The sequence below is a fragment of the Pseudocolwellia sp. AS88 genome (assembly GCF_030551755.1).
Taxonomy (GTDB): domain Bacteria; phylum Pseudomonadota; class Gammaproteobacteria; order Enterobacterales; family Alteromonadaceae; genus Pseudocolwellia.
The window spans coordinates 43,548-69,316 of record NZ_JAUPEC010000023.1 but is presented as its reverse complement, the minus strand read 5'-3'; the positions used below and the strand labels follow the sequence as shown (position 1 = coordinate 69,316).

The following is a 25,769-nucleotide window of genomic DNA, read 5'->3' as shown; positions in this document are numbered from 1 at the left end:
TGGTCGGTCGTGAAGGATTTGAACCTTCGACAAATTGGTTAAAAGCCAACTGCTCTACCAACTGAGCTAACGACCGACATTTGTTTTGCATCACACTACTCGTCTGACGCGCCGCATATAATACTCATAATTTTTTTTAGTGCAACAACAAATTTAACTTTTTTCGTTATACTTGTTCGTTTGCGTAAAAAGAAAGCAATAAGGGCAAGGAATCTACAATATTATTGCAGGTTTTCCAATCTTGGCTTAGCTAATTTAGCTGCACTTGAAGTTGGGTACTTAGTAATAACTTCATTTAGTAAACTTTTAGCCCTTGCATTGTTGTTCAATTTTTCTTCAACAATGGCTAATTTAAGCATTGAATCACTTCTTTTTGGTGATTCTTGAAATTTATTATAAACAATTTCAAATTCTGCTTTGGCTGCTTCTAAATCATTTTTATTAAAAAGTAACTGTCCTAACCAATAATGCGCATTAGCTGCGTATGTAGAATTAGGGAACTTTAAGTTAAATGCTTTGAATTCTGGAATCGCTTCTTCGTAGCGTCTTTCTTTAAGTACTAGATTGACTGCCCTATCGTAGGCTTCATTTTCTGGTACGTCAGAGCTGTACACCACATCGTTTACATTTGATGCGTTATAATCGGGTGTTGCTGGCTGACTAGGAACTGCGGTTAGCGCTTGCGATACTCTTCTATCAAGTTCTTGGTAAAGCTCGCGTTGACGCTCTAGTACTTGACTGAGTTGATGAGTATGAAGTTCGGTTACGCCACGTAATTCATTTAATTCGTTTTGTAGGTCGTCAAGTTGTCTTTGAACATTTACTTGAGCTTTATTACGAGAATCAATTTTTCGTTCTAAGCTTTCAAGTTGTTCAGATAACGTTTTAGAGCCTATGCTTGAACCATTACGTTGGCTAATATCTATAACTGGAGCTGGCTCCGCTGCCAGCACACTAGATGTGCTAACAGACAGAATCATTCCAAATAAAACTTTATTCAGTTTCATTTATATCCCTGATTAGTAAACTAATACTGCACGACGGTTTTTAGCGAAAGCATTTTCGCTACGATCTTTAACCATCGGCTTTTCTTCACCGTAGCTAACTACAGAAATTTGAGATGATGAAACACCCATGTTTTCTAAGTAAGTTACTACAGCTTTAGCTCTACGCTCACCTAATGCGATGTTGTACTCAGGAGTACCACGTTCATCAGCATGACCTTCAACTAATACGTTTACATTTGAGTTTTCACTTAAAAACTTAGCGTGTGCATCTAGTACTGAAGTGAACTGGCTATTTAATGTAGAAGTATCAAAATCGAAGTAAACGATATGTTCAGAACGAAGTGCTTCTAATTGGTCTGCAAGTTGTTGACGTTTTTGCTCTTCAATTTCAGCAGCACGTTGTGCAGCTGTAACTTGAACTGTATCTTCAACACTTGTTTGAGCATTAGTATCAACTTGGCTTGCTTCAGTCTCTTCCGATGTAGAGCTACATGCAGCTAATGCAAACATTGGCAATGCTACCGCAAGAGCTTTAACAGTTTTATTCAAACGCATTTTATTATTCCTTATTATCAAAAATTACTATGTTATAAAAACGGTGACCATGCTGGGGCTTTAACTTCCCCATCTTTTACAGGCAATCGAGCTTTAAACCGCCCATCAACAGACACTAAACTTAATACCTGTCTATTATTATGTAAAGTACTATATATTATCATCCCACCGTTAGGAGCAACACTAGGAGATTCATCTAAACGAGTTGATGTTAGCACTTGGAAAACATTTGAGTTTAACTCTTGTTTTGCCAAATGATACTGCCCTCTCGTTCTATTAACCATAATTAGTTGGCGTCCGTCAGGTGTTATTGAGCCACCTAAGTTCATTTCGCCGTCAAATGTTAAACGTCTTTTCTTGCCACTTACTAAATCTACGCGATAAAGTTGCGCTTTTCCACCACGTTCTGAACTAAATACTAATGATTGACCATCTGGAGCCCAACTTGGCTCTGTATCTATAGCTCTATGACGAGTAACTCGACGTAGTTTTTTAGTGGCTATATCCATAATGTAAATTTCTGGATTACCGTCTTTAGATAAAACCATGGCAATTTGTTTGCCGTCTGGAGACCATTTAGGTGCGCTATTAATACCTTTAAACGAAGTTAGCATTTTGCGCTGACCAGTGTAGATGTCAATACTATAAATTTGTGCTTGGTGATTTTCGAAAGTTACATAAGCTAGTTGATTGCCATTTGGATTCCAGCTTGGCGACATCATTGGCTCTTTAGAGCTTAGTAGTACGTGTTCGTTAAAACCATCGTAATCTGAAATAACAAGTTGGTATGGGTAGTTACCTGAATCTCTTACAATGATGTAAGCAATTTTAGTTAAGAATGCGCCACGTGTACCTGTAAGCTTTTCGTATACCACGTTACTTATGGTGTGTGCGTAACGTCTGAATTGATTGGTTGTGATTTCAGCTGCTGAATCTACGTAAATATGATCTTGAGCTTGTACAAGTTGGCCATTGCTCATCATTTGAGTTTTGCCACCTGTGATTTGCCCACGAATAACATCAACAAGTTGATATTTAACTTCGTATCTACCAATAGCAACTTCTCTTACTTCTCCAACGAGTACTGCTTCAATGCCTTTATTTGCCCAAGCAGTATAATCAATTTGATTAACACTGTTTGGTCTTTGAGGAAAAGTACTTGCTGAAACAGGATTAAATTTACCACTGCGACGAAGATCGTTACTTATAACTTGAGATAGGCTTTCTGGCATTACACCTGGACCATTCCATTTAAATGGAACTACGGCGATTGGCCTTGCACTGTCGACACCTTCGGTAATAACAATCTCTAAAGCAGCAAAGGCTTTAGGTGTTAGGCATAAAACGATTAATGCGATAAATGTATTAAGTTTCTTCATATGAATATTTTATAATCTATTTAAGTGAATAATGTTTAAAATTCAGGAACAACGGTTAAGCTGATTGTTCGCATTTCTTTAAAAACTTCTGGGTCTTTAGAAACAGGTAATGTTCCGGCCTTGTAAATTGCTGTTTTAGAGGCAGCACATACAATCCCATCACCTTGACCTAGTTGTACATTTGTAACAAAACCAGATGGTGCAAGACTTATGGTTAATTTACAAGACTTTCCTTCCATTGTGCTGCGGTCAGTAATTAAGTTACGAATAATTGTTTGCTTAATTAATGAGGTGTAGCGACTAATTTCAGTCATTACTTGTTGGCTACGAGCTTTTTGTCTTGATGCCATTTCTGACGCCATTTGCTCAGCTAACAGTTTGTCTTGTTTCTCGCGTTCTCTTGCCAGTTCTTCTTGACGCTTCTTCTCTGCGGCTTTTTTCTTTCTCAGCTCTTCAGCTTTTTTAGCGGCAGCTTCTTCTTTTATTCGTTTAGCTTTTGCATCGGCAGCGGCTTTATCTGCTTTCTGTTTTTCAGCTTCTTTTTGCTTGCGATCTTTTTCTGCTGCATCTGCTTTAGCTTTAGACTTTTTAGCGGCTGCATCGGCTTTTTTCTTTTCAGCCTCTTTTTGCTTACGTTGTTTTTCTAAGTTTTTTATACGTTGCTCTTCTTTTGCACTGTTACGCTTGGCTGAAGCAACTTTGTCTTCTAATTCTTTTAATTTACGTGCATCGTCTGCTTTTTGTTGTTTGATTTTTTGTACTTGTTCTGCAACTTTACTTTTATCGACCGCAACCGCTTGAATAGGTTCCATAGGAGCCGCATCAGGTGTTGGTGTTGGTTTAGGATCATGAGAAAAATTGCCTAAGAGTAAGGCGATACCTAGTATTAAATGTAAAGCGGCACTTAAGCCTAATGCTACTGCAAACTTCTGATTCACGTTACTTCTTCTCCGTAGAGTCAGTCATTAAGCCAACCGAAGGTACGCCTGCTTTTTTTTGTAATAACACCATAAGTTGAATAACAGCATCGTAAGATACTGCACCATCGCCATTAACCACTACAGGTGTACCTGGCTCAACTTCAAGGTGAGCAGCAACTAAAGTAGCCACTTCTTCCGCAGACATAGGTTCATTTTTACTTGTTCCAACCGCTAAGTAATATTTACCATCGGCATCTACTGAGGCAACTAATGGAATTTTGCTGTCTTTGTCTAACGCTTCTGCGTCGGCTTTAGGTAGATCTACTTTTACACCTTGGGTAATTAGGGGTGCAGTTACCATGAAGATAATAAGTAATACCAACATTACGTCGATATATGGAACCACGTTAATCTCTGAAACTTTACGACGTCTAACTCTTTTATACATAAGGTAAACCTATTGACTGATTATTCAGACGTTGATTGACGTTGTAAAATACTTGAAAACTCGTCCATAAAGTTACCGTAGCTGTTCTCTAGCTTTTCAACCTTATGGCTAAAACGGTTATATGCCATAACGGCTGGAATTGCTGCGAATAGACCCATTGCAGTAGCAACAAGGGCTTCAGCAATACCTGGAGCAACTTGTGCTAGTGTGGCATTTTCGGCTGAACCTATAGCGATAAATGAATTCATGATCCCCCAAACAGTTCCAAATAATCCAATATATGGGCTGATAGAACCTACAGTCGCCATGAAAGGTAAACTTTGTTCTAGTTGATCAACTTCTCTTGATAATGAAACACGCATAGCGCGGTTTGTGCCATCAAGAATCGCATTAGAGGAGGTTATGTTGTTTTTTCTTAAGCGTGCAAATTCTTTGAAGCCAGATACAAACAGATTTTCAATACCTATTACTTTTGTACGAGCAGATACTTCGTTGTATAACTTACCTAAATCGGCACCACTCCAAAATTTGTCTTCGAAGGCTTTCAATTGTTTTTCTGCTTCATTTAAAGCTTTTGAACGTTGGAAGATCATTGCCCAACAAACTACTGAAAATCCTAATAGAATCAGCATAACTGACTTTACTAAAAAACTTGCTTGTAAGAATAAATCTAAAATAGAAATTTCAGCTTCCACTTTTTAAAGCTCCTAATATGCTTTCAGGTATAGAACATGGTTTAGCACGTTGTAAATTAACACAAGCAATACGTATTTCGGCTGTACATATAACTTGTTGGTTTTTTATTATTTGTTGTTGAAATATTAAGCTAGCACGTTTTATTTCACTTATTTGTGAAACAACCGTTAGCACATCGTCGAGCTTGGCTGATGCTAGGTTATCCATTTCAACTTTTCGAACAACAAAACCTAAGTTTTGCTCAAGAAAGAAAGATTGGTGTATATCTAATTTTCTAAGCCACTCAGTTCTTGCACGTTCAAAGAATTTTAAATAATTAGCGTAATATACAATTCCACCGGCATCGGTATCTTCGTAATAAACACGTAATTCAAACTTGTCTTCATTCTTTAACATTAAAAAGTAACCACTTTGTTTCGCTGCTAGGGCTTAGGTAACTATTTTCATGGATATACTAATAGATATCTTATTAAAACAACAAGCGTTTCTACATTTTATGAGTGTATATTTTACTGTTTATTAACAATTAAAGAAGAAAAGTTTGTATCAATTTATTAATTCTCTTTTATGTAAATAATTTCGCATTAGTTTTTCTAATGAATAATCTAAATTTAATTAGCTTGTCGTTTCTTAACTAATCGTTAGAATAGCACCTGTTCTTATCTAACAGAGATAAAGCGCTAATTACCCATACGGGTTTGACTGAACTTTATTTTTGCATAGATGATTCCCTGTGATGTTTATAAACTAATTTCCCCAAAGTATAATTAGTTGGCCTGCATATTTATGCAGGCTTTTTTTTGCCTAAAAAACACCAAACAAAAACCCAAACCATTGACTTTAAATAACATAAAAACAAAACCTTCAGTTTTTATTTAAAACACAACAATCACCTTTTATTATTTACAGAATAATTATCAAGCAATAACCTATTAATTACTCACGCTTATGTTTAAAGATTAAACGTTTGGCAGCGTTAATAAGTGGGGTAAATTAGGTAATAAGTTCAAAACATTGGATGTTATAACGAAAATATAACGGATGATTTTTAAGAAAAACAGCTATTGTTTTACTCAATTTTTCTAATAGTTCTATATTAATTCTCAGTATATTTTAAAATAATTAAATACGCTGAAATATAAGCACCCGCTAAGCAAGTACTATAATCAAGCTGTATTTTTATATATGAGCATTTTATGAATAGGTTTGATGTAGACCTTAGGTTTTATCAGGTCTATCTAAGCCAAAATGTTGATAAGCAAGATCTGTTGCAATTCTACCGCGTGGCGTTCTTTGTAAAAAACCTTGTTGAATTAAGAAAGGCTCTAACACGTCTTCAATAGTTTCACGCTCTTCGCCTATTGCAGCTGCTACGTTATCTAAACCTACAGGACCTCCCATAAATTTAAAGATAATAGCTTCAAGCAGTTTTCTATCCATGATGTCGAAGCCTTGATGATCAACTTCTAGCATATCAAGGGCTAATGCAGCTGTGCCTTGGCTTACAATTCCGTTGGTTTTCACATCAGCGTAATCTCTTACACGTCTTAATAAACGGTTGGCTATACGTGGCGTGCCTCGTGAGCGTCTTGCTACTTCAAATGCACCTTCATGATCTATGGTTAAATTAAGAAAATGAGCTGAACGTTTTACTATTTCGGTTAGATCTTTTGTATTGTAAAACTCTAAGCGCTGCACAATACCAAAACGATCACGCAGTGGTGAGGTTAATGCGCCAGCACGTGTTGTTGCGCCAATTAAGGTAAAGGCAGGTAAATCTAATTTGATAGAGCGAGCTGCTGGCCCTTCTCCAATCATAATATCTAATTGGTAGTCTTCCATGGCTGGGTATAAAATTTCTTCAACAACTGGGCTTAAACGATGTATTTCATCTATAAATAGTACGTCGTTTTCTTCAAGATTGGTGAGAAGTGCTGCTAAGTCGCCGGCTTTTTCAAGTACAGGGCCTGAAGTGGTTCTTATATTTACACCCATTTCGTTGGCAACAATATTCGCTAAGGTAGTTTTACCTAAACCTGGTGGGCCGAATATAAGTAAATGATCGAGTGGCTCTTCTCGCTTAAGTGCAGCAGAAATAAAAATCTCCATTTGTACTTTTACGTGATCTTGACCTGTGTAATCGACCAACATTTTAGGACGTATTGCACGATCGATACTTTCTTCTTCGTGCATTACTTGTGGTTCAATTAAGCGATCAGCTTCAATCATTTCAACATTCTCTGTATTTGTATTTTGTGTTTATCTTAAGTGGTACTTACTTTACTGTTTAACTTTATATTTTTCAGTAAAAATTTATAACATGGCTTTTAATGAATGGCGGATAATATCTTCGCTCTTCATGCCTTTTTGGAAAACAGACTTAACCGCTTTATCGGCTTGTGTTTGAGTATAACCTAAAGAGATTAACGCATTTATTGCATCGCCCTTCTCGTCATTAACAAAGGTATTTTCAACGGTATTTGGTACAAGAATGTTATCAATTTCTGACGAGTTAACATCAAGCTGCCAATCTTTAAGGCGATCTCGCATTTCTATTAGTAAACGCTCAGCGGTTTTTTTACCAACACCCGGAATTTTAACTATGGTGGTTAGGTCGTCATGAATAACGCAACTTACAAACTGATCTGCCGACATGCTAGATAAAATAGCTAAGCCAAGTTTTGGACCTACACCATTGACTTTAATTAACAGTCTGAATAATTTACGTTCTACTTTGTTAGCAAAACCATAGAGTAATTGCGCATCTTCTCTTACGACAAAGTGCGTATATATAACGGCTTCTTTATTGGTTTCAGGTAAGGTGTAAATGCTTGTCATTGGCATAGTTACTTCATAACCCACACCATTACATTCTATTAAAATCTCAGGCGCTGTTTTTTCAAGTAACAATCCACGTAAACGACCTATCAAACTATTCTCCAGACAATTAGTTTGGCACAGAGTAACACTGTTCATATACACAGTAAATTATTTTAACTGTATATTTAAACTGAGTTTAAAAAATAATTACCTTAGTCGACCACGTACAGTTTTCACTACTTGTCCGGACATTTTTCCTAGTGATTCATAACTATGAGCATGACACAAAGCAATAGCTAATGCATCGGCTGCATCAGCTTGTGGAGTACCTGGTAACTTTAATAAGGTTTTAACCATGTGTTGTACTTGGCTTTTATCCGCCGCGCCTGTACCCACAACCGATTGCTTAATTTGTCGGGCTGAGTATTCTGCTACAGGTAATCCTCTGCTGGTCGCTGCAACAATAGCTGCCCCTCGTGCTTGACCTAATTTTAAGGCTCCACCAGGATTCACTCCCATAAACACTTCTTCTATGGCAAAAAGTTCGGGTGAAAATTGGATGATAAGTTCAGATACACCAGCAAAGATGGTTTGTAGTCGGTCACTAAAAGCATTATCACCTTCTTCTTTCGATTTAGAAAAAGCTTTAATACAACCACTACCAAGATAGGTTAACTTCCGTCCTTCTTTTTTTATAACGCCGTAGCCTGTGATCCGAGAGCCGGGATCTATGCCGAGAATAATAGACAAATTTAAACCTGATTCTTATATGTATGAGCGGCAGAGTTTATCAGTTTTAAGTAAATAAACTAAGTTAGCTTGTTATTTATTTTCCAAAGCTTTCAGACAGTATTTCATATAAATTACGTTGCACAATAGGTTTCGCAACATGAGCATTGAAGCCAGAATTTAGATAATGCTCAACTTCTTTCTTCATTACGTTAGCGGTTAAAGCGATAATTTTTATATCGTGGTCAAGGTAACGAATTTCTTGGCAAGCTTTTACGCCATCAAGCTCTGGCATTTGTATATCCATTAAAATAATGTCGGGTTGCTCTTGTTTATATAGGGCTATGGCTTCAAGTCCGTTTTGCGCAATAATCACTTTAGCTTTGGTTAGCTCAAGCATTTTTGTAACAACCTTCTGATTAATGCGATTATCTTCAGCGACAAGTATTGTTTTGCTTTGTAATTCAGGAATAATCATTTCATCGGCGACTAGAGCCTCAGTTACCTTACTTATTTGATTTTCAGATTTATGAATAGGTAAATATACGGAGAATGTTGAACCGAGACCAAGTTCACTTTCAACTTTAATTTCACCCTCCATTAATTTTGTTAGATCCCTTGATATAGCCATACCTAACCCAGTACCACCATATTTACGGGTTGTTGATGGATCCGCTTGAGTAAATTGTTGGAAGACTTTATTTACTGTTACTTTGTCCATCCCAATACCCGTATCTTTAACAGTAAATGTAATACCTTCAAGCCCATCAGACGCTAAAGAAACCACCAAGGTTATAGAGCCGCTCTCAGTAAATTTAACTGAGTTAGATATTAAATTAGCAACGATCTGTTTTATACGAACTTGATCGCCAATCCAATAAGATTGAACACCCTCTTCAATATTTGTCGTAAAAGTTAATTTTTTCGTTTTGGTTAACGGACTAAAGTTACTTTCAAGCTCTTTAACGAGTTCGAGTAAATTAAAAGGATGAGATTCAAGCTGTATTTGTCCGGCTTCAATTTTAGAAAAGTCTAAAATATCATTTACTATGGTCAATAAATTTTTAGTTGATGAAATTGCACTTTCGACTAACTCGCTGCCATTTTCAGATAGCTTTTCATTTTCTAATAATTGTAATGATCCATAAATTCCGTTCATTGGCGTTCGGATTTCATGACTCATATTAGCCACAAATAAACTTTTCGCGTTATTAGCTATTTCGGCTTTTTCTTTTTCTTTCTCTAAAAGATCGTTTTGCGAACTAACAATGGTATTTTTTTGCACAAGATCTATATTTAAAGACTGTAAAGCTGCGGTTTTTTCTTGAACGGTTTTTTGTAATTTACGGTTAAAAATCATAAAAACGATTAATACCGCTAAAAAGAAACCCACTATGCCAAATACGTAAGAGCGATTAATGCCATTATCCGCGTTTAAGTAATCGTCTATTATCAAGCCGTCTAAAGTTGTATCAACATCAACTAAGCCAAGTTCTCGATATATTTGAGCAATACGAATAAAGCGATTTTTAGAGACTGAACCAATAGGAATAACTTCTGAATGTACTAATTTTCTTGTTTTAGATGCTTCTTGCATCAGTACTGTTTTATCTGTTTTAACACCATATTTGCTAATGATTAAATCAACGGTATCTTCTTGATATTTAAGTGCGTATATCCAACCTTTAATAGTTGCTTCCATAAAAGCTTGTGCACGCTCCGGATACTCTTCTACATATTCTTGAGAGGTAAAAATCATATCGCCATAAAAATCGATACCATAGTTTAGAGGGTCAATAATGGTAACTTGATGACCTTTAAGTTCGTAATACCCAGGTTGATTTGTGATGTAAACAGAAAAAGCGTCTACATCACTATTAAGCAACATATCGTTATCAAACGTAAAAGGTATGTAGTTGTAGTCTTTTTCGGTGATGCCTGCAGCTGCTAGCAGTGCTGTAATTGAAGCACCATCGATCCCCTTTTGAAAAGAGATGTTTTTATTGATTAAATCTTCGGGCCTTCTAATATTAGAGTCTGCTAGCGCCATTAAAACTAAAGGACTATGCTGATAGATAGTGCCAAGTACAACAACAGGTTTATTTTGCAAACGATGTAAAACAATACTTGAGTCGGTTACACCAAACGTCGCTTGTTTGTTAAGTACATCATCAACAGGGCTGGTGTCTCGATTACGCTCTTGAATATCTACATCAAATCCAAGCTCTCGATAATAGCCTTGCTCTTTTGCTGCGTAATAGCCTGCAAATTGAAATTGATGTGTCCACTTTAATTTCAGTACAACTTTCTCATTTGCATGAGCCAGTGAAGTAAAACCAAATCCAATAAAGATAATTAGAGCAAAGAATTTAATGATAATGCTACTCAAAAATATACGCCTTAGAGTTTAATCATATTTCAATATTCTGTACTTGCAAGTTTATATTCAATAAGTGTCTATATTTAATAATAAAATAGAAAAAAGCTCAAAAAAAAACCTGAATATACAATATCCAGGTTTTTCATTTATTTAAATTTAATACTCTGCTTAATACAGAGACTAAAATCTAAAGATTAATCTTCAGATGGAGCTTTAGCTTCTTTTGGTAATGTTGCAATACCTAACTCAACTAGTTGTGCTGGATTTGCTTGACCAGGAGCATTCGTTAAAGGACATGCTGCTGTTGTTGTTTTAGGGAATGCCATTACGTCTCTGATAGAAGTAGCGCCAGTCATTAACATGACTAAACGATCTAAACCAAACGCTAAACCAGCATGCGGTGGAGCACCGTATTGTAATGCTTCAAGTAAGAAACCAAATTTCTCTTGAGCTTCTTCGTCGCTAATACCTAAAATTCTAAATACTGCAGCTTGCATGTCTTGATTATGAATACGAACAGAACCACCACCTAATTCACAACCGTTTAATACCATGTCGTATGCGTCAGATAACGCGCCTACAGGGTTAGCTTCAAGTTGTTCAGCAGTTAAGTTAGTAGGCGCTGTAAATGGATGATGAATAGCGTGCATGTGCCCATCTACTTCTTCAAACATTGGGAAATCAACTACCCATAACGGCTTCCACTCACCTTGAAGTAAGTCTAAGTCTTCACCTAATTTTAGACGTAAAGCACCTAATGATTCAGTTACTACGTTGTAAGTGTCTGAACCGAAGAATACGATGTCGCCATCTTTTGCGTTAGCTCTATCAAGTAAAGCGTTAACAGATTCTTCAGTTAAGAATTTAAGGATTGGCGATTGTAAACCTTCAAGCCCTGCAGCTCTATCGTTCACTTTTAACCAAGGCATACCTTTAGCGCCGTAAATACCAACAAACTTAGTTAAGTCGTCGATGTTTTTACGTGAGAATTTAGATGCGCCATCAGGAACACAAATAACTGAAACACGACCTTTAGGATCGTTAGCTGGGCCTGAGAATACTTTGAATTCAACGTCTTTCAAAATATCAGCAACGTCTACAATTTCTAATGGATTACGTAAATCTGGCTTGTCTGAACCAAAACGTGTCATTGCTTCTGAGTATGGCATACGTGGAAATTCGCCTAAATCTACGTTCAGTAGTTTTAAGAAAAGCTCACGGATCATTTTTTCAGTGACTTCCATCACTTGATCAGACGACATGAATGACGTTTCAATATCTATTTGTGTAAATTCAGGTTGGCGATCAGCACGTAAATCTTCATCACGGAAACATTTTACGATTTGGTAATAACGTTCCATACCCGACATCATCAACAATTGTTTAAATAATTGTGGAGATTGTGGCAATGCAAAGAATTGACCTTTATGAGTACGACTTGGTACTAAGTAATCTCTTGCGCCTTCAGGAGTTGCAGCCGTTAGGATTGGCGTTTCAATATCTAAAAAGCCTAAGTTTTCTAAAGATTCACGAACTGAAGCTGTAACTTTTGCACGGAAACGTAAACGCTCTGTCATTTCAGGACGACGTAAATCTAAGTAACGGTATTTTAAACGCTGCTCTTCAGAGTTTGTTTGGTTTGAATCTAATGGTAATGGAGCGGCTTTGTTTAAGATGTTTAGCTCTAAACCAAGTATCTCGATAGCGCCAGTTGCCATATCTTTATTGATTTGACCTTCAGGGCGAGCACGAACTTTACCTTTAATTTGTACACAAAATTCGTTTCTTAATGTGTTCGCTTTAGCGATAACTTCTGGTAAGTCTGGATCATAAACAACCTGAACCATACCTTCTCTATCTCTTAAATCTAAAAAGATAACTGCGCCTAAATCACGACGGCGATTAACCCAACCACAAAGAGTAACTTCTTGACCAACATGAGATTCGTTAACCTCACCACAATACATAGTACGCATTTAGCAATTCCTGAGCATCTGCACTTGTGATTAATTCACAAGCTAATGAATATAAAAATTGGCGATATTATATAGCACTGAGAAGTAATGTCACCTCTGAGGCATTAATAAATCGATGATACGGCTATAGAAATGCAGTCAAATATTGATCTGTGTTAATTAATCATAGGGTGTTTATGGTTTGCCTTATAAATTTCGGTTAAAATACTTGTTATACCGCTATTTTTTCAAAGATTGCTAATGACAAATTCTGATACTGATCTTATTTTCTCAAGTAAAAAATCTCAAATAAAAGACTTCGCCTTTGATGAGCAAGTTGTTGAGGTTTTCCCTGACATGATTTCTCGCTCTGTGCCTGGTTACAATACAATTATTAATACCATAGGTAATTTAAGCCACCAATACGCTCAAGCTCATACTAATATTTATGACCTTGGTTGTTCATTAGGTGCCGCAACAATAGCGATGAAGAAATCGATAGTGCAAAAAGACTGCTCAATTATCGGTATTGATAATTCGTCGGCTATGGTTGAACGTTGTAAAATGCACGTTAACGCTTTTAAAGGTGTGTCGGATGTTGATATTCGTGAAGGTAATATTTTAGAAACTGAAATAAATAATGCTTCAATGGTTGTGCTTAACTTTACATTGCAGTTTATTGAACCTGAAGTACGTCAGGGTCTAATTCAAAAGATTTATGACGGCTTAAAGCCAGGTGGCATTTTGGTATTGTCTGAGAAATTAGAAGCTGCCGACGATGTTTGTAATGAGTTATTGATTGATTTGCATCATGACTTTAAACGAGCCAATGGTTATAGCGAATTAGAAATAGCACAAAAAAGAACGGCGTTAGAAAACGTTATGCGCCCAGACAGTTTAGAAACTCATTTATCTAGACTTAAAGATTCAGGTTTTAATCACGTTAATCAGTGGTTTCAATGTTTTAATTTCATGTCACTTGTTGCAATAAAATGATTTCATTCAATAAATTTTACCAACTCATCGCGCAAAATCGTTTAAGTTCATGGCTTAATGTTTTACCTGCTCAGTTAACGGCTTGGCAAAAAAGTGAGTTACATGGTGAATTCTCTCACTGGGAAAAAACCTTAGATGCTCTGCCTAATACTACGCCTTCTTCAATCGATTTAAGTAATAGCGTAACCATTGGCGCAGAAACAGATATTAATGCCGGTGAGTTTAAGCGCATTGAAAATCTACTGAAAAAATTCAAACCTTGGCGTAAAGGTCCATATCATATTCACGGATTACACGTAGATACTGAATGGCGTTCAGATTTTAAGTGGGACAGGTTAGCTCCACATATCAGTGATTTATCGAACCGATATGTTTTAGATATTGGCTGTGGCAGTGGTTATCATTTATGGAGAATGCGAGGCGCAGGCGCTAAGTTTGTTGTGGGCATAGATCCAACACAATTATTCTTTATGCAATTTAATGCCGTTAAACATTTTGCGCAAGACGATAATGTGCACTTATTACCTTTAGGTGTAGAAGATTTACCTGAACTAAAAGCCTTTGATACGGTTTTCGCTATGGGCGTGCTTTACCACAGAAAATCCCCTATCGACTTTTTATACCAATTAAAAGCTCAGTTGGCTAAAGGCGGCGAATTGGTATTAGAAACCTTAGTAGTTGACGGTGACATTAATACGGTATTAGTGCCTGGCGAACGTTACGCTAAAATGAGAAACGTTTGGTTTTTACCAAGCTGTGACGCTATGGTAGCTTGGATGGAGCGTTGTGGATTTAAAAACATAAAAGTTGTTAATACTGATGTGACAGCTTTAGATGAACAACGAAAAACTGATTGGATAGATACTGAATCGTTAGAAGACTTTTTAGATCCTAACGATCCAAGCAAAACTATTGAAGGCTACCCTGCCCCTAAAAGAGCTATTTTTATAGCTAATATTTAAGTAAGTTTCCCATTTAAAACGAAGAGTAAGTTAAAGAGTACAATTATTTCCTCTTCGTTTTATCAATTCACTGCCTTAACCTATATTTAGCTTCATGATTTTCAATGCACTTTAACGCACTTAGGGTCTATTAATCTTCCAAGATTAAATCTGTTTTACACAGGATAAATTCAACTTTTAAGTTCTACAGTCCAGTAAAGTGCATTACATAAATCTTCTATTGTTTGTTAAGAGTTTCAGTAAACAAACTAAACACTTTATCAGGTGCTGTTTTTGTACAGACCTTTATTGCAGGATAATCTGTTGATTCTACCAACTTACCAGCCAATTCTGCATCTAAATGTTGACGAGCTTTACCATCCCAACGCTGTTTAACCATATTAACATCTGACGTAGGTAACCAAGGTTTATTTGTTGTTTTATGTTCAACGCGATACGAGCCCATGTAACCTTCACATAGCGAAGGCTCAACAGCAATTAAGGCTGCTAACGTATCCCAAAAATAATATTCACCTGAGTCAATAAACCAGTCATTATTGTCTAGCACTTCATCCCAAAACTTTGCACCTGGCGTGTTAACTTTTTGCTTAAAATCACGAGCAAAAGCAGAGGTTACTCTTACTGTATTGGTAACATCTAAACCGACTAATTCAATAGGTAAACCCGCAGCAAATACAATGTCAGCTGCTAGAGGATCTATAAATATGTTCCATTCAGCACTTACATTTGGGTGTCCGTCAGTAAAGTTAGGAACTATGATATTACCTGGTGCTTCAACATTTCCGCCCATTATAATCAATCTTGAAACTTGTTTTATGTCTTCAGGATATTTCTCAATCCATTGAGCTATATTCGTTAAAGTTCCTGTGGCAACAATTACAACTGGCTCTGTAGCTTCACCTATCGCTTTATGAATAACTTCAACGGCATGTATTGATAAAGCCTCTCTCTTACTTTTAGGGAGTTTAACACCTGACAATGTATCCGAATCTGTTCGCCACGCATCAGGGAAAACAGCATAACCATCTAACGGCTCATCATCGCCACAGGCAACGTCTACAGATGGTAAACTGTACTTCGATAAATCAAGTAGCGCATTAGCGTTGATTAAACCAGGAGCGCAATGGCTTTCACCGCTAGCTGAGATGGTAATAGCGACAACATCTGAATGTGGGTGTTGGAGTAAAAATAGTAACGCAGCCCAATCATCTATAGCCATGTCATTATCAAATATGATGGGTTTGGCCCAAGCTGAAAAAACAAAAGTGGACATAAACACACAAACGAGTGTTTTAGATAATAATGTTTGAATACACTTAGCGCAGCTACTTTGCTGTTTATTACCCGCTAAAACATCAACCTTATTAAATATAGATATCATTAAATCTTCCTTTAAAGTACTTAATCTGAGATCGGCTTAATATATTCATCCCTAACAGCTACTTTTACTTGCTTCATCGTTAAATTTACTTGCAATAGGCTAGCTATTGACGCGAAATTTGCCTTGAAGAAAGAAAAACTATCAAGCTAGCGTATAATTCAAGTTTTATGAGTAACAATTTCAATGAATTAAAAAAATCTTAAACTGAGTTCAGGTTACTTATTGTTATTAATATGAATCAATCTAGTCTAGCCATTACCTTTATTGAGCAAGTATTTGCATCAATGCAGTGCATAAGTACATATTTGAATAATTGTAATTCATAACATTATTCAAAATAATACCTATATAACAATAGCTTAAAATAAATTTAAAAAATAAAACTTTTTAACTGTTTAAACATGTGTAAAACAAGCAATAAGTTGACCACATAGACAAGAATAAATGATTTTTATGTAATTAGCTCTTTAAGCGTTAAGCAACATCGTATAAAGTTAATTTGTATGATTAATACCAAGTTGATTAATTAACTGCTCATTTTTAACGGTTAAAATTAATAATGACGGCGTTATAAAATTTATAAGTAGAATAACTACTTACTAAATTTTATGCCTTGTAATTATCCATTTTTCCTCATGAAAAAGTAGATCACTTCATTAATCAAATTGGTATAAAAGCCTATAATTTATCAGTTATAAACTAAAGTAAGGGAAATAATGGAATCACCTTGGTTAGAAAGACGTCAACTAAGTATGACCAAACGTCAGCATGATCATCGCTCACCCTTTCAAAGAGATAGAGCAAGAATATTACACTCTGCCGCTTTTAGGCGCTTACAGTCTAAAACTCAAGTTATGGGCAGTGGTCAAAACGATTTCTATCGCACTCGTTTAACTCACTCTTTAGAAGCGGCGCAAATCGGTTCTGGCATTACCTCTCAATTACGTTGTAAATATCCAGATGAATGTAATAACTTACTCCCCGAAGATGATACTTTAATAGAGTCGATATGTTTGGCTCATGATATTGGTCACCCGCCTTTTGGTCATGGTGGCGAAGTTGCTTTAAATTACATGATGAGAAATCACGGTGGCTTTGAAGGTAACGGACAAACTTTAAGAATAGTGGCGCGCTTAGAACCTTTTAGTAAAGATTGTGGCATGAATCTGACTCGCAGAAGCTTGTTAGGCTTACTTAAATATCCGCAAACTATCGATAATTTACAGAGCCAAGAAAGTCAGCCTGATCCAACATCCTTTAGACAATTGAAAGCTTCGCAATGGCACCCACCAAAAGGTATTTATTCAGACGATTTAGACATCTTAGCTTGGATATTAAAACCTTTATCTGAAGTAGATAGACAACTATTTCAGCAAATATCTCAGCAAGATAATCGCCACCATAAAACAAAATTCAAATCATTTGATTGCTCGATTATGGAACTCGCTGACGATATTGCTTACGGCATTCATGATTTAGAAGATGCAATAGTAACAGGTGTAGTTAACCAAACTGATTTTGATAACCAAGTAATAGAAAAGCTTATAGAACTAGATAATGAATGGTTAACTCTTTATTGCAAGGACTTATCAAGCAAGTTATTTAGCGAGCATTTTTATTTACAAAAAGAAGCTATTGGTGGCTTAGTAAATTACTTAATTACTGAAGTTATTTTGGTCGATTTAAATGAGTCTGAATCGCTTAATTTTGCTGAGCCTTTATTGCAATTTAATGCAAAACTGCCAGAAATAGCCGCTAACGTCTTACAAATATTTAAAGATTTTGTATTTGAATTTGTGATCAAGCAGACCGGTATTCAACGTATTGAATACAAAGGCCAACAGATAGTGATGGAATTATTCGAAGCATTCGAATCAGACCCTTTACGTTTATTGCCTAAATCAACAGCCACCAAGTGGCAAGACGCTATAAACAATAACTTAAATGCTCATCGAATTATTGCCGATTATGTTGCAGGTATGACAGATGATTACGCAACTCGGTTATATCAAACTTTATTTATCCCTATGACGCAGAATAATCTTAAAGATAATAACAATTAACCTTAACTCGGGATAAGCGATTATGCCTAACATTGTTATTTAACCGCCTACCATCGTTGCTTTTATTACTAATAGCCAGCTATTAGTACATAAAAACGCCTTGGTATACGGACTAAATACCAACATTAGGAAAATATAAAATCATTAAGATAAGTTAAAACCACATTACTTTATAGATAAGATATAATAAATCAAAGGCTTACAAAATCCATTATCCCGAGTTCAGGTTAGTTAACCGAAAAATAATGAGGCTGACACAAAAAAGCTCAACCTGTAAGTAAAAATACAGTTTGAGCTTTTTTATTACATTCTAACGTTCAGGTTTTAAAAGTTAACCTTCTAAAAACATTGATTCTAAATGGCTTATTTTATCCAACGACGAAACTTGTCTTTTCGTAAGTAAAGTAAAAATAAGAAGAATGCGATATACATTAATGGACTGGTTAATTCTGATTTAACAGACCAGAAAAAATGTATAACAACCAATGCGCCAGCTAAATAAGTTAAGTTGTGAAGTTTTTGCCAATTACGCCCCATTTTACGTCGTATAAAACCAATAGATGTAACTGCCAAGGCTGTTAGTATTAATAAAGCTGTCATGCCAACAGTGATGTATGGACGATCAAATATCTCATCAATAAATAGCGAAAAATCAAACTGAACTTCAAAAAACAAAAAGTTTAGTATGTGCAGCAATCCATAAAAGAAAGCATATAAACCGATAACTCTACGTAACTGTATTAGCTTACCTTGTTTTAATACTTTAGCTAAAGGCGTCAATATTAAAGAGAGTAGAAGTAAATTAAGTGCTCCAATGCCTGTAAAATGAATCACTTCTTTTACAGGGTCACCGCCTAATTCGTCAAAATATGCCAACCAATAAAGATTAGCTAAAGGCAATAACGAGGCTAGATGTATAAAAGTTTTAGCTAGCCAAGTTGGCGGAAAGTATTTCTTAATTAGCATTAATAATATTTCCGTAAATCCATATCTTTGTACATATGTGCAACTTCTTCAGAGTAGCCATTAAATGGTAATGTTTCTATTCTGTTTCTGGCAAACAAGCCGCCTCCAGTAATTCTTCGTTCACTGGCTTGGCTCCAACGCGGATGCGACACATCTGGATTTACGTTTGCATAAAATCCATATTCACTTGGACCGAGTATATTCCAAGTTGTAGGTGGCATTTTTTCTACAAGCTTAATGCTTACAATAGATTTAATACTCTTAAAACCATATTTCCAAGGTACAACTAAACGTATTGGTGCACCATTTTGTGGAGCTAATGTTTTACCGTACAAACCCACACTCATAAAAGTAAGTGGGTTCATTGCCTCATCTATCCGTAAACCTTCAACATAAGGGAAATCAATACCACCACCGATGCGGCGACTTCTTTGCCCTGGCATTTGTTTAGGATCATCTAATGTTTCAAATGCGACATATTTAGCTTTTGAGGTTGGATCCGCTTGCTTAATGATATCTGCTAATGAAAAGCCTAACCATGGAACAACCATCGACCAAGCTTCAACACAACGTAAACGATAAATACGTTCTTCAATCGCGTACTTATTAAATAAGTCGTCGTAATCTAAAGTGAATGGTTTATTCACTTCACCTGATATTTTTAATGACCATGGTTCAACTTTAAAACCTTGTGAATTATTTACTGGATCAGATTTATTAGTACCAAATTCATAAAAGTTGTTATGGCTAATCACCTTACTTTCAGGTGTTAAAACGTCAGAACTTTCGCCTACATTTGCCGGTGTATATTTAAGTGGAGTTCGTTCGAACTCTTTAGCTTCATCTGACGAAAACAAACCAAAACCTTCAGCATTGGCAGAAGTAGCAATTGAATTAGAAAGTAATGTACCTGCACCGATAAAGCCCATAGACTTCAATAAACTACGTCTACCGTTATAAACACTTTCATCGGTAACTTCATTCTCTTTTAGAGCAGACTTTACTGGAGATTTAATAAGCATACTTCGCCCTTTTCTTTGAAATAAAAATATTAAAAACAACTTTATAAGCCTAATTCTGGCTCAAAAGTTAAATACATTTAGGAATAAAAAACGTATTTGTTTTAACTGATATTTAATAAGACCGTATAAAGTATGATTAATTTCATACTTTATACTTGAGTATAGAAAAGGATAAATTTAAAGGGGAAGTTTATTGAGTGTTTGGTATTTAAAAAAGGCAGAGTATATAACCTGTGGCTGTTTATTAGAAAGAACGATAGCTCCTAATAAATGTTAAACACATACTACCCTTTCGGTTCGTTTAACACTTAACCCTAAAAGATCAAGAAACACTAGAAAATGTTTTTAAATAAGCAACTATATCGCTTGATTCATATAACCATTCTACTGGTTCATTTGGTTTAGCAATTTTTAAACATGGAACTTTGTGCTTACCACCACCATTTACTAATTCATTACGGTAAACATCATCTTTAGTACTTACAATATTAATTTGTAAACCTTCACGTTTAATGGCTCTACGCACTTTTACACAAAATGGACAAGCAGGTAATTGATAAAGTGTGAAGTACTGTGTTTTATCATTAATTGCTTGTTGAACAGAAGCTTCTCGCTTAGGTGAACGAGGGCTAAAAATAAAGTTTAAACCTAAAATGATACAACCTAAAAGCCATCTAATAATAAACATATTGTCTCTTTGTATAATGAAATTAAAATCACGTTTGGAAAAGTTTAACCCAAACTATGTTGGGTTAAATTAATAAAGCTTTTGGAAGTGTGTTACCACATAAGATCATCTGGGATTTGGAATTCTGCATAAGGGTCATCCTCATCAACATTGTCTGCTTCGACTTTATCATTTTGAACTAAAATAACAGAACTATTTAATGTTGCTATTTTTTCTGCAGTTTCAAATGTAACAACATACGTTTTATCATCTAAACCACAAACAGCTAAACGACCATTAACCAATGCTTTATGAGTAACGGCATCTACTAATAATTTTTTAACTTTGTTGTTAAAAGTATAATTATATTCTGTTTCACCGTTAATGTTAGTTAACTGATGATGTTGTAAAATTTGAAGAATTCTTAGGTGTGTTTCTTTTTCAGCAAGCTGTTTTTGTTTTTGCGCATTTAATTCAGAATCTTTCTTAGCTTTTTCTGCTTTGCTTGCTGCTAAATCTTGTTTCACTTTTTCTTGTAAGCTGAGGTCGTGCTGAACGCCACTACGTTTTTGCTTGTTTTTTTTACGTTGATCGCTATTAGCTTGACGTGCTTTTTGTTTAGTTGTTAGGCCTGCTTTTAGCAATTGGTCTTGTAAGGATGCCATAAAATTTTGCTCTAGTTTATTTCATACATAAAAAAACAGTATTTTAGCACCATTCTTAATTTATTAAAGGGACAAAGGAAGGATCGCCATCAGTTCTGGCTTATTTTGGATTATTCTTCAACCAATGAATTGCTATTAAAATTAATAACAATTCATTAGTTAATAAAGGATATGAGTTAAAAAACTATTTAACTAATCTCATCTTTACATCTTTTGCTTTTGGTTTCTTGTCAAAGGATTGAACTTTAACATCCTTCGTTACTGACTCACCATTTTGATATCTATGGTAGGACATATTCTCAAGTCCCATTTTTTGACTAAATTTATGAAAAGTCATAAGGTCTTCTTTACTAAAGTCTTTATCGTCTTTAGTTAATAAACCATCAATGTACATTGAATTACCATTTAAATTACAATTTGCAATGGCTGAATAAGGTTTTCCATATTCATCAACTCTTAAAGCTCTTACTGTTTTAACTTCAAATACCCAATCACCTACTTGGATATAGCGAGCATTTTCATCTGACATTTTATTTACCGTAAATTCTAGCCTGTTAACAATACTTGTTATGGGCTATACAAAAAATAGCTATTTTATCTACCATGATAAATAGTCATGTAAAGTGGTAACTATTGAATAACGATATTTATACGCTTTCAATGACACATAAATGTGAAATTAGATTTATATTCCATTGAAATATAAATTTATACTGCTTAGCATTATTTCCTAAAAAACACTGCTAAAAACCTAAACGATAACCGACTCTTGACATTATCTTAACAAATATAACAATTTTTACAAAAACTAAATTTACATAAAGAAAATGAGTTATTTCTGATGATTTTTTTCTTACCTAATTAGTCCTCTAAAAGCTCTATTCAGCCTAGCTTCTTAACTTTCTCGTTAAATAAAAAGTGACATAAAATGAATCTACATTTTAGATATATTCAAGTGGCTAAATGACAATGTTAGCTATAATTGTATACATGAAAATTAGCTTAATTATATTTTCAATAAAAAACGTATAAGGAAACGGTTGAATATTTACCGCGTGATAGATAGGATACATGCATGAACATTATTCAATCTTTTTATTTTGCACGATTTAACCTTTTTCCTTTTATAAAATAAGGATGAGGGAGTTTTTTTATTCGTACAAATCACGATAATGAAACCTCCCAATTGGAGGTTTTTTTATGGAAAAATGGAAATATTGGTGCTGACTATTTCATTTATTTTATAGGAAAAATACGGTGAACGAAGATCTAGATCTTGACAAAATTCGTGAGAAAATTACTAACCTCGACCAACAGTTATTAGAACTATTTGCTCAAAGACGCGCTCTCACATTAAATGTAGCGAAAAGCAAAGCCCACCTAATTAGACCTGTGCGTGATCAACAACGAGAGCAAGCGCTTTTAATTAGATTAATCACAGAAGGTAAAAAGCTAGGTTTAGACGCTCATTACGTTACCAGTGTTTTTCATACTATTATTGAAGATTCAGTTCTAAATCAACAAGCTTACTTACAAACTCTTGCTAATCCTAATATTCAAGTACCAACCGTAAGTGTTGCTTTTTTAGGTGACAAAGGTTCTTACAGTTATTTAGCTAGCCATAGATATTTCTCCCGAAGAGCTGAAAAGATTATTGAATCTGGTTGCAAAAGCTTTACTGAAATTATGCAGCAAGTGGAATCAGGACAAGTTGATTACGGTATGTTACCTGTAGAAAACACAAGCTCAGGCAGCATTAACCAAGTGTATGACGTTTTACAGCATACTAACCTTTCTATTGTGGGTGAAATTACTCAGCCTATTGAACATTGCTTACTTACAGCGGTAAACACTGAACTTAATAAAATTAAAACTATTTATGCTCATGGCCAACCATTTGCACAATGTAGTAACTTTTTAGATAAACAAAAAGATATCCGTATTGAGTATTGTGAAAGTACGGCTGAAGCTATGGCTAAAGCATATGAACTACAAGATGCAACAGTTGCGGTTATTGGCAGTGAAGAAGGCGGTAAGTTATATAAACTACATGCTTTAGAAAAATCTATCGCAAACCAAGCTGAAAATCACAGCCGATTTGTTTTAGTTGCACGTAAACCTGTTGATGTAGCTGAGCAAATACCTGCCAAAACCACCATTGTTTTGGCTACTAGCCAAAAGCCTGGTGCTTTAGTTGAATGCTTAATCGTATTAAAAGAAAAAGGGATTAACATGTGTAAATTGGAATCTCGTCCAATTCAAGGTAGACCTTGGGAAGAGATGTTCTATTTAGACGTAGAAGCTAACTTGAAAAGCTTAGCTATTCAGGAAGCTATTTCTGAAATAACCCAACATACAAACTTCATTAAAGTACTTGGTTGTTACCCTATAGAACATATTAGCCCAACAAGTGTTCCTAGTGGTGCAATAGATTAGTTTACGGCTTAACTAAAAAACTAATAAGTAAAAACAAAAAAGGTTGCTTCATTTAATGAGGCAACCTTTTTTATTAGGCTCGAATAGTGAGTTTTAGATGATTCTGTAAGCCGAGCTTGAGGTAAGCAAAGTGACTCAATCAACTATTTTATTGAATGTTGTGATATTCATTACCCCAAGTTAAGGTTATGTTATTTCACTTTTGGGGTGCGAGATGCTCATTAACCGCCCTATAACAGCAACAGCAACTAAAACAATTAAAGCCGGGATTGCAGCAGACAAAATGGAAACTACCATAAGTTTAGAGGTAAAAAAGGATAAACCAACAAAAGTAAGGCTGGGTAAGATCAACCAAAACGGGTGCTCTCTTGGCAACAAATTGAATACCCATTTCATTATTAATACGATAAACAAGGTTAAAAAGGCTGTCGCAATAGCAGTGATCATCAAGGCATAATAATCTACAACAAACTCAGGGTACTGATGAAAATACTCAATAACATCAAAACTTTTGCCTAGACTTATAAGCCAAACAAATGATGCAGCAATTAAACAACCAAAAATAAAAGACCATAGTTTTTTATTCACATTCATAGAATATCACTCTTTATTATTATAATTATTGATGTATTTTATATAGTAAGACTATTTTTTAATCAATGAATTTCTAACGCCCTTTTTTCAAATGTTTTTAATCTTCCTCTGCTAATAAACTCTAATAATACCCCTTAGATCCGTTATTAAAAGCCTAACTACTTTTGGCAACCCTAATCCTAGTAAACCATTTGTTTAACATTATTTGTTTTCACTATTGTTGTTTTAATAAGTTATCTTTAGTATCTAACTCTGAACGTTCAAACCATTTTCTTTTATATGAGGTACTTATGTTAAATAAGTTAATTCGCAAGTCTTTTGTGTCTATTTTTACTGTTGCTACTGCAATTTCCTGTTTATCTGCTAATGCAACAACAGTCGAATTTCAAACATCCCAAGGTAATATTCACGTTAACTTATTTGATGAAGATACTCCTGAAACTGTTGCTAACTTTTTATCTTATATTGAAGATGGTGCTTATACCGATAGTATTTTTCATCGTAGTGTCGCAGACTTTATTATTCAATCTGGTGGTTATACCGTTAGTGGCACAGAAGTCAGTGCAATAACTAAAAATGCATCGGTAATTAATGAGCCTGTATTTTCAAATGTTGAAGGTACAATTGCTATGGCTAAAATTGCTGGTGATCCTGATAGTGCTACCAGTGAGTGGTTTTTCAATTTAGCTGACAATAGTGCTAATTTAGATTTACAAAACGATGGTTTTACTGTTTTTGGGCAAGTTATTACTGAAGGTGATGATGGTGTAGAAACCCTCGCTACATTAGACGCTATCGCAAATGTCGCGACTTGTAATGCAGCAGGTTTCAGTGACTTACCTTTAGTAGACTACAGTTGTAATTCAGATTCAGCTCCTTCACAAGAAAACTTCATTACGATTAACCAAGTGGTTATTATTGATTCTTCAGCTTCTACAGCACAAAACTTAACGCCAGTTAGAAATACTCTAAGAGAACCTGATGTAGAGCCAGAACCTGAAGTTGCACCTGAAACACCATCAAATAGTAGCGGTGGAAGCGTGTTTTGGATGTTAGTGGTTTTAGCTACAGGCTTAAGTGCTAGATTATTTTCTAGAAAAAGTTAAGTTTATTCCAATCAAATCATAG

At 35.3% G+C, this 25,769-nt stretch carries 24 protein-coding genes and 1 tRNA gene; 5 read left to right on the top strand and 20 right to left on the bottom strand.

The window, feature by feature from the left end; all coding sequences use genetic code 11:
• The 13 genes from Q5N69_RS14770 to aspS all read right to left on the bottom strand — a co-directional run bounded on the left by Q5N69_RS14770 (window position 1) and on the right by aspS (window position 12,910).
• Window positions 1-76 (bottom strand) — tRNA-Lys (locus tag Q5N69_RS14770).
• 145 nt (window positions 77-221) lie between these two features.
• Window positions 222-1,007 (bottom strand): tol-pal system protein YbgF, encoded by a 786-nt coding sequence (gene ybgF, locus Q5N69_RS14765; RefSeq protein WP_304369845.1) that lies wholly within the window; start codon window positions 1,005-1,007, stop codon window positions 222-224.
• 12 nt (window positions 1,008-1,019) lie between these two features.
• The gene (gene pal / locus Q5N69_RS14760) at window positions 1,020-1,562 is read right to left on the bottom strand and encodes a peptidoglycan-associated lipoprotein Pal (protein WP_304369843.1); all 543 of its coding nucleotides are present in this window, start codon (window positions 1,560-1,562) and stop codon (window positions 1,020-1,022) included.
• A gap of 32 nt (window positions 1,563-1,594) precedes the next feature.
• On the bottom strand, window positions 1,595-2,941 hold the full coding sequence (tolB, locus tag Q5N69_RS14755; RefSeq protein WP_304369842.1) for a Tol-Pal system beta propeller repeat protein TolB: 1,347 nt from the start codon (window positions 2,939-2,941) through the stop codon (window positions 1,595-1,597).
• Window positions 2,942-2,976: 35 nt separating this feature from the next.
• Window positions 2,977-3,879 (bottom strand): cell envelope integrity protein TolA, encoded by a 903-nt coding sequence (gene tolA, locus Q5N69_RS14750; protein WP_304369840.1) that lies wholly within the window; start codon window positions 3,877-3,879, stop codon window positions 2,977-2,979.
• Between the two features lies 1 nt (window position 3,880).
• Complete coding sequence (gene tolR / locus Q5N69_RS14745; RefSeq protein WP_304369839.1) at window positions 3,881-4,309, bottom strand: protein TolR; 429 nt, start codon at window positions 4,307-4,309, stop codon at window positions 3,881-3,883.
• Between the two features lie 20 nt (window positions 4,310-4,329).
• A complete protein-coding gene (tolQ, locus tag Q5N69_RS14740; RefSeq protein ID WP_304369837.1) occupies window positions 4,330-5,004 on the bottom strand; it encodes a protein TolQ in 675 nt (224 codons plus the stop codon).
• Window positions 4,994-5,401, bottom strand: coding sequence for a tol-pal system-associated acyl-CoA thioesterase (gene ybgC / locus Q5N69_RS14735; RefSeq protein ID WP_304369836.1), 408 nt, complete (start codon window positions 5,399-5,401; stop codon window positions 4,994-4,996). Before ybgC ends, tolQ begins: the two co-directional genes overlap by 11 nt.
• Before the next feature lie 822 nt (window positions 5,402-6,223).
• Window positions 6,224-7,234 (bottom strand): Holliday junction branch migration DNA helicase RuvB, encoded by a 1,011-nt coding sequence (ruvB, locus tag Q5N69_RS14730; RefSeq protein ID WP_304369834.1) that lies wholly within the window; start codon window positions 7,232-7,234, stop codon window positions 6,224-6,226.
• Window positions 7,235-7,318: 84 nt separating this feature from the next.
• Complete coding sequence (gene ruvA, locus Q5N69_RS14725; protein ID WP_304369832.1) at window positions 7,319-7,936, bottom strand: Holliday junction branch migration protein RuvA; 618 nt, start codon at window positions 7,934-7,936, stop codon at window positions 7,319-7,321.
• 96 nt (window positions 7,937-8,032) lie between these two features.
• Window positions 8,033-8,575: a crossover junction endodeoxyribonuclease RuvC gene (gene ruvC / locus Q5N69_RS14720; protein ID WP_304369830.1), complete on the bottom strand. Its 543-nt coding sequence runs from the start codon at window positions 8,573-8,575 to the stop codon at window positions 8,033-8,035.
• A gap of 76 nt (window positions 8,576-8,651) precedes the next feature.
• Window positions 8,652-10,943 (bottom strand): ABC transporter substrate-binding protein, encoded by a 2,292-nt coding sequence (locus Q5N69_RS14715; RefSeq protein ID WP_304369828.1) that lies wholly within the window; start codon window positions 10,941-10,943, stop codon window positions 8,652-8,654.
• A 185-nt stretch (window positions 10,944-11,128) separates the two neighbouring features.
• A complete protein-coding gene (aspS, locus tag Q5N69_RS14710; RefSeq protein ID WP_304369827.1) occupies window positions 11,129-12,910 on the bottom strand; it encodes an aspartate--tRNA ligase in 1,782 nt (593 codons plus the stop codon).
• A gap of 240 nt (window positions 12,911-13,150) precedes the next feature.
• Here aspS and cmoA point away from each other — a divergent pair, with 240 nt between their 5' ends.
• Together cmoA and cmoB are read left to right on the top strand one after the other, a co-directional pair.
• The gene (gene cmoA, locus Q5N69_RS14705) at window positions 13,151-13,885 is read left to right on the top strand and encodes a carboxy-S-adenosyl-L-methionine synthase CmoA (RefSeq protein ID WP_304369825.1); all 735 of its coding nucleotides are present in this window, start codon (window positions 13,151-13,153) and stop codon (window positions 13,883-13,885) included.
• The gene (gene cmoB / locus Q5N69_RS14700; protein WP_304369824.1) at window positions 13,882-14,847 is read left to right on the top strand and encodes a tRNA 5-methoxyuridine(34)/uridine 5-oxyacetic acid(34) synthase CmoB; all 966 of its coding nucleotides are present in this window, start codon (window positions 13,882-13,884) and stop codon (window positions 14,845-14,847) included. The genes cmoA and cmoB overlap by 4 nt, the downstream gene beginning before the upstream one ends.
• Before the next feature lie 217 nt (window positions 14,848-15,064).
• Here cmoB and Q5N69_RS14695 read toward each other — a convergent pair whose 3' ends face one another.
• Window positions 15,065-16,228, bottom strand: coding sequence for a nucleoside hydrolase (locus Q5N69_RS14695; protein WP_304369822.1), 1,164 nt, complete (start codon window positions 16,226-16,228; stop codon window positions 15,065-15,067).
• 716 nt (window positions 16,229-16,944) lie between these two features.
• On the opposite strand from Q5N69_RS14695, the gene Q5N69_RS14690 reads away from it, so the two are divergent.
• Entirely contained in the window at window positions 16,945-18,291 is a 1,347-nt protein-coding gene (locus Q5N69_RS14690; protein WP_304369821.1) for an anti-phage deoxyguanosine triphosphatase, read from the top strand.
• A 363-nt stretch (window positions 18,292-18,654) separates the two neighbouring features.
• Here the strand turns inward: Q5N69_RS14690 and msrQ are convergent, their stop codons facing one another.
• From msrQ to Q5N69_RS14665, 5 genes are all read right to left on the bottom strand, one after another.
• Window positions 18,655-19,257 carry a protein-methionine-sulfoxide reductase heme-binding subunit MsrQ gene (gene msrQ / locus Q5N69_RS14685; RefSeq protein WP_304369819.1) on the bottom strand — a complete coding sequence of 201 codons (603 nt, stop codon included), beginning with the start codon at window positions 19,255-19,257 and terminating at the stop codon, window positions 18,655-18,657.
• Window positions 19,257-20,279, bottom strand: a complete 1,023-nt coding sequence (gene msrP / locus Q5N69_RS14680; protein WP_304369817.1) for a protein-methionine-sulfoxide reductase catalytic subunit MsrP — start codon at window positions 20,277-20,279, stop codon at window positions 19,257-19,259. Before msrP ends, msrQ begins: the two co-directional genes overlap by 1 nt.
• Before the next feature lie 322 nt (window positions 20,280-20,601).
• Complete coding sequence (locus Q5N69_RS14675) at window positions 20,602-20,967, bottom strand: glutathione S-transferase N-terminal domain-containing protein (protein ID WP_304369816.1); 366 nt, start codon at window positions 20,965-20,967, stop codon at window positions 20,602-20,604.
• Window positions 20,968-21,059: 92 nt separating this feature from the next.
• The gene (locus Q5N69_RS14670; protein ID WP_304369814.1) at window positions 21,060-21,611 is read right to left on the bottom strand and encodes a DUF2058 domain-containing protein; all 552 of its coding nucleotides are present in this window, start codon (window positions 21,609-21,611) and stop codon (window positions 21,060-21,062) included.
• Window positions 21,612-21,795: 184 nt separating this feature from the next.
• Window positions 21,796-22,140, bottom strand: a complete 345-nt coding sequence (locus Q5N69_RS14665; protein WP_304369813.1) for a hypothetical protein — start codon at window positions 22,138-22,140, stop codon at window positions 21,796-21,798.
• 728 nt (window positions 22,141-22,868) lie between these two features.
• Between Q5N69_RS14665 and pheA the strand changes: the two genes are divergently transcribed.
• Window positions 22,869-24,047, top strand: coding sequence for a prephenate dehydratase (pheA, locus tag Q5N69_RS14660; protein ID WP_304369811.1), 1,179 nt, complete (start codon window positions 22,869-22,871; stop codon window positions 24,045-24,047).
• A gap of 186 nt (window positions 24,048-24,233) precedes the next feature.
• On the opposite strand, the gene Q5N69_RS14655 is transcribed toward pheA, so the two are convergent.
• Window positions 24,234-24,641, bottom strand: a complete 408-nt coding sequence (locus tag Q5N69_RS14655; RefSeq protein ID WP_304369809.1) for a hypothetical protein — start codon at window positions 24,639-24,641, stop codon at window positions 24,234-24,236.
• Window positions 24,642-24,931: 290 nt separating this feature from the next.
• Between Q5N69_RS14655 and Q5N69_RS14650 the strand changes: the two genes are divergently transcribed.
• Entirely contained in the window at window positions 24,932-25,747 is an 816-nt protein-coding gene (locus tag Q5N69_RS14650; protein ID WP_304369808.1) for a peptidylprolyl isomerase, read from the top strand.
• Window positions 25,748-25,769: the final 22 nt, after the last annotated feature.